Here is a 262-nt window from a genome sequence, read left to right on the forward strand (position 1 = left end):
TGACGTAGGTGGGCAGCGGGACGGGGACGGGGTCCCAGCTGTCGCTGCCCTGGCCGGGGCGCTGCTGCCGCTCGCGCTGCTGGTCGACCCATTCGGCGTGGTCGGTCTGCTCGACGAGCGCGCGCCGGTCGGCGGCCAGGGCCGAGAGGCCGGGGTCGGTGTCGGTGCCGGCCTCCGGTCCTTCCGGCTCGTCGGGGTCGGCGTCGGTCACGGCCGGGCGGCGGCGGGGGCGGCGGTCGCGCTCCCGCAGCCGCTGGGCGGC

Annotated in this window: 1 pseudogene; it reads right to left on the bottom strand. The window is 79.8% G+C overall.

Annotation, left to right across the window (positions count from 1 at the left end):
- Nucleotides 1–262: pseudogene (locus tag G3I53_RS11960) on the bottom strand (hypothetical protein); the annotation flags it as partial.

Origin of the sequence: Streptomyces sp. SID14436, from assembly GCF_010548465.1 — a bacterium.
Taxonomy (GTDB): Bacteria; Actinomycetota; Actinomycetes; order Streptomycetales; family Streptomycetaceae; genus Streptomyces.